The sequence below is a fragment of the Amphritea sp. 1_MG-2023 genome, from assembly GCF_030547545.1.
In the GTDB taxonomy this organism is placed as follows: domain Bacteria; phylum Pseudomonadota; class Gammaproteobacteria; order Pseudomonadales; family Balneatricaceae; genus Amphritea.
In genome coordinates this window covers 42,674-48,673 of sequence record NZ_JAUOQE010000031.1, presented here as the reverse complement: position 1 = coordinate 48,673, position 6,000 = coordinate 42,674, and the positions used below count along the sequence as shown (strand labels likewise).

General features: G+C 47.7%; 5 protein-coding genes. 4 read left to right on the top strand and 1 reads right to left on the bottom strand.

Going from position 1 to position 6,000, the window contains the following annotated elements:
- Positions 1-90: 90 nt before the first annotated feature.
- Positions 91-396, bottom strand: a complete 306-nt coding sequence (locus tag Q4488_RS15050; RefSeq protein ID WP_303581300.1) for a flagellar protein FliT — start codon at positions 394-396, stop codon at positions 91-93.
- A gap of 279 nt (positions 397-675) precedes the next feature.
- Here Q4488_RS15050 and Q4488_RS15045 point away from each other — a divergent pair, with 279 nt between their 5' ends.
- The 4 genes from Q4488_RS15045 to fliS all read left to right on the top strand — a co-directional run bounded on the left by Q4488_RS15045 (position 676) and on the right by fliS (position 5,689).
- Positions 676-2,679 (top strand): flagellin, encoded by a 2,004-nt coding sequence (locus Q4488_RS15045; RefSeq protein WP_303581299.1) that lies wholly within the window; start codon positions 676-678, stop codon positions 2,677-2,679.
- A gap of 78 nt (positions 2,680-2,757) precedes the next feature.
- Positions 2,758-3,123 carry a flagellar protein FlaG gene (locus Q4488_RS15040; RefSeq protein ID WP_303581298.1) on the top strand — a complete coding sequence of 122 codons (366 nt, stop codon included), beginning with the start codon at positions 2,758-2,760 and terminating at the stop codon, positions 3,121-3,123.
- Between the two features lie 75 nt (positions 3,124-3,198).
- Positions 3,199-5,262 carry a flagellar filament capping protein FliD gene (fliD, locus tag Q4488_RS15035; protein WP_303581297.1) on the top strand — a complete coding sequence of 688 codons (2,064 nt, stop codon included), beginning with the start codon at positions 3,199-3,201 and terminating at the stop codon, positions 5,260-5,262.
- Positions 5,263-5,290: 28 nt separating this feature from the next.
- Positions 5,291-5,689 (top strand): flagellar export chaperone FliS, encoded by a 399-nt coding sequence (fliS, locus tag Q4488_RS15030; RefSeq protein ID WP_303581296.1) that lies wholly within the window; start codon positions 5,291-5,293, stop codon positions 5,687-5,689.
- Positions 5,690-6,000: the final 311 nt, after the last annotated feature.

Genomic DNA, 6,000 nt, shown 5'->3' with positions numbered 1-6,000 from the left:
TACCCAAGGGGCATGCCAGCACGCCTCCTACAAAAACATCACACCGTTGCGATTCAATATCTGGTGCGGTTCGCAGGACTCACCGCCCCCCTACGTGGATTTGTAGGCTTTGGTCATTTTTTGGCCTTTGTTGGTTTGGAGCTTTTGTTTTATCAAGGCTTGACGGTGTTGTTGTAATAGCGGGGTGATGCGGTTGTCGATCGCTTTGATGTCGTTGATAAGCTGTGCGACCTGTAGCGAGGTGGGTTTATCCTCAGGGGCAGGTAGGCTTTCTGTTTGTTTAAGTAATTGTTCACGGCGCTGTTGTAGCGATTCGACTTTATCCCAGTGTTGTTGCTCTGCGGCGTTGAGTATGGCCTGAGTTAAGGCAAATGCCTGAGTGATATGGTCGAGCATCGGGTTATCCTTAATTATGTGCTAAAGCCGTTGGCGTAATGGCCGATAAGGTGTTCACTTGGCCAAAAATAGGGTATGGCTCAGCGGTTCTGATAGAGACTATAAAAGAAAGTGATCGTTATCACTAAAGAAACTCAAAAGAATCGCTAAAGTATCTAAAAAAATGGTCGATAAAGTATTCCATAACCGGTAGCGCTCCGATTTTTAAAGGTCAGAACAACGCCGACATTGTACAAATTAACGGCCAGTCAGAACTGGTTGATATGAGGAGAACATCCCATGAGCTTAGTAATTAATTCCAACATAATGTCGTTGAACGCTCAGCGTAACCTGACTAGCTCGTTGAACGAGCAAGACCAAGCGATGGAGCGACTCACCAGTGGTAAGCGTATCAACTCAGCGGCTGATGATGCGGCGGGCTTGTCCATTGCCAGCCGTATGACGTCTCAAATCAGCGGTCTAAACCAAGCGGTACGAAACGCCAACGATGGTCAATCACTGATTCAAACCGCAGAAGGTGCATTGGACGAATCCACCAACATCCTGCAGCGTATGCGTGAATTGTCGGTTCAGTCTGCCAACGGTACCTATGACAGTGGTAACCGTTCAACCATGAATGCCGAGGTTGAGCAGCTAGTCGCTGAGCTGGATCGTATCTCTGAAACCACTAGCTTTAACGGCCAGAACGTTCTCGATGGTAGCTTGGGTAGTGTCACACTGCAGGTGGGTGCTGAAGCCAACCAGACCATTGAGATGAAAATTGGTGCAATGGATTCCAAATCGCTGGGTTTAGGTTCTACCAGTGCTGATGTCATGGGTGCCTCTATTACTAAAGCCAATATCTCTCTTGAGAATAATACGGCGACGATTAATGGCCAATCTATTATGGCGATCGGTGAAACGTATGATGGTGCTACCGACAATGTGGGTGAACTCGTTGATGCGATTAATACCAATGTGAGTGGGGTTTCGGCTTCTACCTATGCTGAGTTAACCGCTACTACGGCGGGCGATGGTCTCTTAGTTGAAGGGACTGATACATTAACCGTAACGCTGACTAAGCTTGATGGTACCACTGCGGCCATTAGTGTGACGGACACTGACAGCCTCGAATCTTTGGTTGATAAGTTAAATGAAGAGGGTGGTGGTTTACTCAGCGCCTCTATTACTGATGACAATAAACTCAGTATCAGTGCCGAAAATGTTGCGAGTGTTGGTATCACCGATGTTGGTGGAGCCGCTGGTACCATAGCTGCGAGTACAGAGGCGTCTATTGCCCTTTCTTCAGATTCGGGTGAAGATATCACTATCGAGCGAGGTTCGGCTGGTAACTCGGCTGATTTAACCGCATTAGGCTTCCGTGAAAGCAATGCTGCGGGTGTTATAGAAGGTGCTGCCTCTGATGGTGGTACGACAACGCTGGCGGCTGGTGATGTAACAATTAATGGTGTGAAAGTTGGTGCCGGCGAATCGGGTGCTTTACAAGATACTGTAGCTGCAATTAATGACGTTAGTGATGAGTCAGGGGTGACAGCCAATGCTTTTACATCGGTTGAAATTGATACTGCAACTAACTCAACAGGCGCGGGTACAGCTGCTGCGTTTACGATTAATGGTGTAACAATCGCTGCTGGTGCTGATGCGAAACTGTCAACAACGGTCACTCAGATTAATGCTAAAACTGCAGATACAGGTATTACGGCTGTACTTTCCGGTAGTGAAGTGCGATTAGAGGGCGATGTTGCTTCTATGACTTTTGGTAGCGCCACTGGTGTTAGCGATAACGGTGCGGCATTTGCGGGAGTTCTCGGTGCGGGCCTTGCTGCAACTACTGATATTAATGATGGTGTAGGTGGTGTCAAACTGACATCAGATAGTGGTTCACCAATTAGCGTTGATGTTACGGCGAATGGTGCACTGGCGACAGGTCTATTGGATGCTAACACTACTTCGAATGGTGCATTCGGTACTTCACTGAGCAGCTTAGACATCTCTACTGCCGCAGGTGCTCAGAAAGCGATCGGTGTGATTGATAACGCACTGGAGACTATTAACTCCACTCGTGGTGATCTCGGTGCGGTGGCTAACCGTCTAGACTTTACTGTGAGCAACCTGTCTAACGTTGCCGAAAACGTCTCTGAAGCACGGTCACGTATCGAAGATGCTGACTTTGCTGAAGAATCGGCTAACCTGAGTCGTGCGCAAGTATTGCAACAGGCCGGTACTGCGATGTTGGCTCAAGCTAACGCTGCACCACAGCAGGTGTTGTCATTGCTGCAATAAGCACTCAGGCATAACCCGTCTATTAAAATCCCTCACCCACCCTAGTTGGTGGGGGATTTTTAGTTAAGGAGAATAAAAATGTCCGTTGAATCTATGAATGCAAGCAGCTCGCTGACCTCTGTTCAGCCCGCTGAAACGTCATCGGTGAGCCAGGGTAAGGCCGCTGGGACGCAGCCTGTGTCATCAATATCTGACACAGGTAATGCTCAACCAGAGATGTCTGCTGAAGAGATGCAAGCGGTCGTCGATAAATTAAATGAATTCATGCATAACGGTCAGCGTAATCTGAACTTTTCAGTCGATAGTGATACCGAAGAAACCGTGGTGAAGGTCATGGATAGCGAAACCCAAGAAGTGATTCGTCAGTTCCCCTCTGAAGAGGCGTTGAAATTGGCTAAGCATATTGATGGCATGATGGGGTTAATCTTTAACGATCATGCGTGAGGCGGTGTAAACTGCTATATTAATGCGTAGCCTTGCGGCATACGTTGTGGCTGCATTTAGAAGAGAGGAGTGGTTATGGTAGATACCAGTATTATTTCATCATTGGGCTTCGGTTCAGGTATCGATACCGTTTCACTGGTTAATCAGCTTGTTGAGGTCGAAAAGGCACCTCAGCAAGAACGCCTTGATGCTAAAAAAGAAACGCTGGATGCGCAAATTTCGGCGTATGGTAGCTTAAAAAGCAGTTTATCCGAATTTCAAAGTTTGCTTGAACCGTTGGCGAGTAATGATACGTTTAATGCGCGAGCGGTCTCCTTTCCTGAAACCGATGTGGTGACACCCAATAGTTTGGGGGCCAATGCACAGGTGGGCAGTTATCAACTGGAAGTCATGAGCGTGGCTCAGGCGCAATCATTGGCGGTGGGTACGACGGCTGCCGATAAAAGTGCGGCGATCAATGTATCGGGCAACCTGAGCATCAGCCTCGGTAGCTGGAGTTACGATGAAACCGACCCTGATAATCCCTTACCTCAATCGTTTACGGCTAACGAAACGCAAACGGCGATTAATATCGCGGTGACCGCAGATGATTCGTTGCAAGATATCGCCGATAAAATTAATGAGGCCGATTCTGAGGTGCAGGCATCGGTGTTATTGGTGGATGGCAGTTATCAGTTGATGATCTCCGCTCCCTCGGGTGACAGTAACGCGCTGCAAATTAGCAGTGATGATGCGACTAAAGATACCGATGGCCTGAGTGGCTTTGAATTTAATGCCGATTACTCAGGCGGAGTGGTTGAAACCCAGCAAGGGCAAGATGCCCATCTGAAGCTTAATGGCTTGGATGTTTATCGTTCGACGAATGAGATTGATGATGTGATGCAGGGATTATCATTCTCAATCAATAAAGCCAGCCCCGGTGAGAAATTTACCTTCTCTATCTCTGAAGAGAAAGAGTCTGCAGAAACGGCCATCCGTGATTTTGTTGAAGGTTATAATGAGCTGTATACCACGTTGAAGGCGTTAACCGGTATTTCGACCGATGCTGAGACGAACGAGACTTCTCAGGGCGAGTTGGCCACCGATGGCACGGCGAAAAACCTGTTAACCCGTATTCGCAGCATGATCGCCGATGCGGTGCCCGGTGTGAATGATTTTAATGCCCTCACCAATTTAGGTATTCGTACCGAGTTAGATGGCACCTTGGGTATCGATGAAGATGATTTCGATAGCGCCATGAATAATCAATTCGATCAGGTGGCGGCCATCTTTGCACCACAAACATCATCGACGCACAGTGGTGTGGATGTTGTGATTGGTAGTTATGCCACTAATACGGTGGCGGGTACTTACAGTGGTTCGGTGACGACCTCGCCGACGAAGGGCTCGGTACTGAGTGATACGGTGTTTGCCGCCTTTAATACCGCCGATACCGCAGCGGGTGATTTTACCTTTGCGGTGACGGTGGATGGCACGACATCGGGCTCATTAACCCTGTCGGGTGATTTCACCACGGCGGAAGAACTACGCAGCGAATTACAAACCCTGATTAATAGCGATGCCGAGATCAATAGCACCAAAGCCTTTGTGGATGTCACGGTTAATGATGACGGCAAAATCGAACTGCAGTCGCGGCAATATGGCAGTAACTCTAAGGTGCAGTTGACGGCCAGTACTGGGGCTGATTTTTCCACGGCAACGGGGCTATCGAATAGCTCGACGGTGACGGTGGGTATCGATGCGGCGGGTACCATTAATGGCGAAGCGGCGTTTGGTTCGGGTGAAGTGTTATTGCCAGCCATCGATAGCGACCCTTACGGCCTTAACCTGACCGTGGACGAGGACGCCTCGGGTGATTTTAGTTTTACTTTTTCGCGTGGCTTTGCCGGCGAACTGTCACTGTTGATTGATAGCTTTCTCTCGAGCAGTGGTGTGATTCAGTCGCGAGAAGACAGTATCAATAATCAGCTGGATGGCATTGTTGATGATCAAGATGAACTGGATCGTAAAATGACGATCGTTAGCGATCGATTGACAGCGCAGTATTTAGCCATGGAACAAATTATCGCCAGTTTTAGTAGTACCTCTGATTCGTTAGATGGTTTAACGGATCGTCTACCCTTTACGTACTCATCATAATTTATCGTGATTTTGGAATTGTTATAAAATGAATGTTAATTTGAACGCTTTGAAACAATATAAAAATGTCGGCCTGTCGGCGGCGGTACAAACGGCCTCACCGCAGCAGTTGATTACGATGTTGTTTGATGGTGCGTTAACCGCATTAGCGCAGGCGAAAGGTTCTATCGAGCGTAGTGATATTCAAAGCCGTTCAACACAGCTGAATAAAGCCAATGATATTATTTTAGGCTTGAAAGATTTTCTCGATCTTGAAAAAGGCGGTGAGATTGCCGCTAACTTAGATGCCTTGTATGACTATATGGTGCGCACAACGTCTCAGGCAAACCGTGATAATGATGCTGATAAAGTACAGGAAGTCATGAATCTTTTGCTTGAGGTGAAGTCTGGCTGGACGCAGATGGACGTGCCTGCCTCAAGCGATTAAACAAACAGCACGGATTAACGCTGTGAATGTGAGCCTGTCATGCGGCGGGTGAGGCGAACAGCGTTAAGCGTCGGGTTGCTTTAACCGGAGTGATCAACACTTGGGTTATTGACGATTAAACCGCCACTGAGCGGTTTTTTATTGTCTACTATTTAAGGCCGGTTAACGGCGTTAGCTGATCGATAAGGTGATATGACGGATGCGTCAAAAAAACATCACCATCTTTGGTTGTCTTTTATCGCTGTATGTCATAAATTTGACGTAGTGTTCTAACGCGTTGTGTTTTTACGAGCGAGTGATGTGAAATTCAA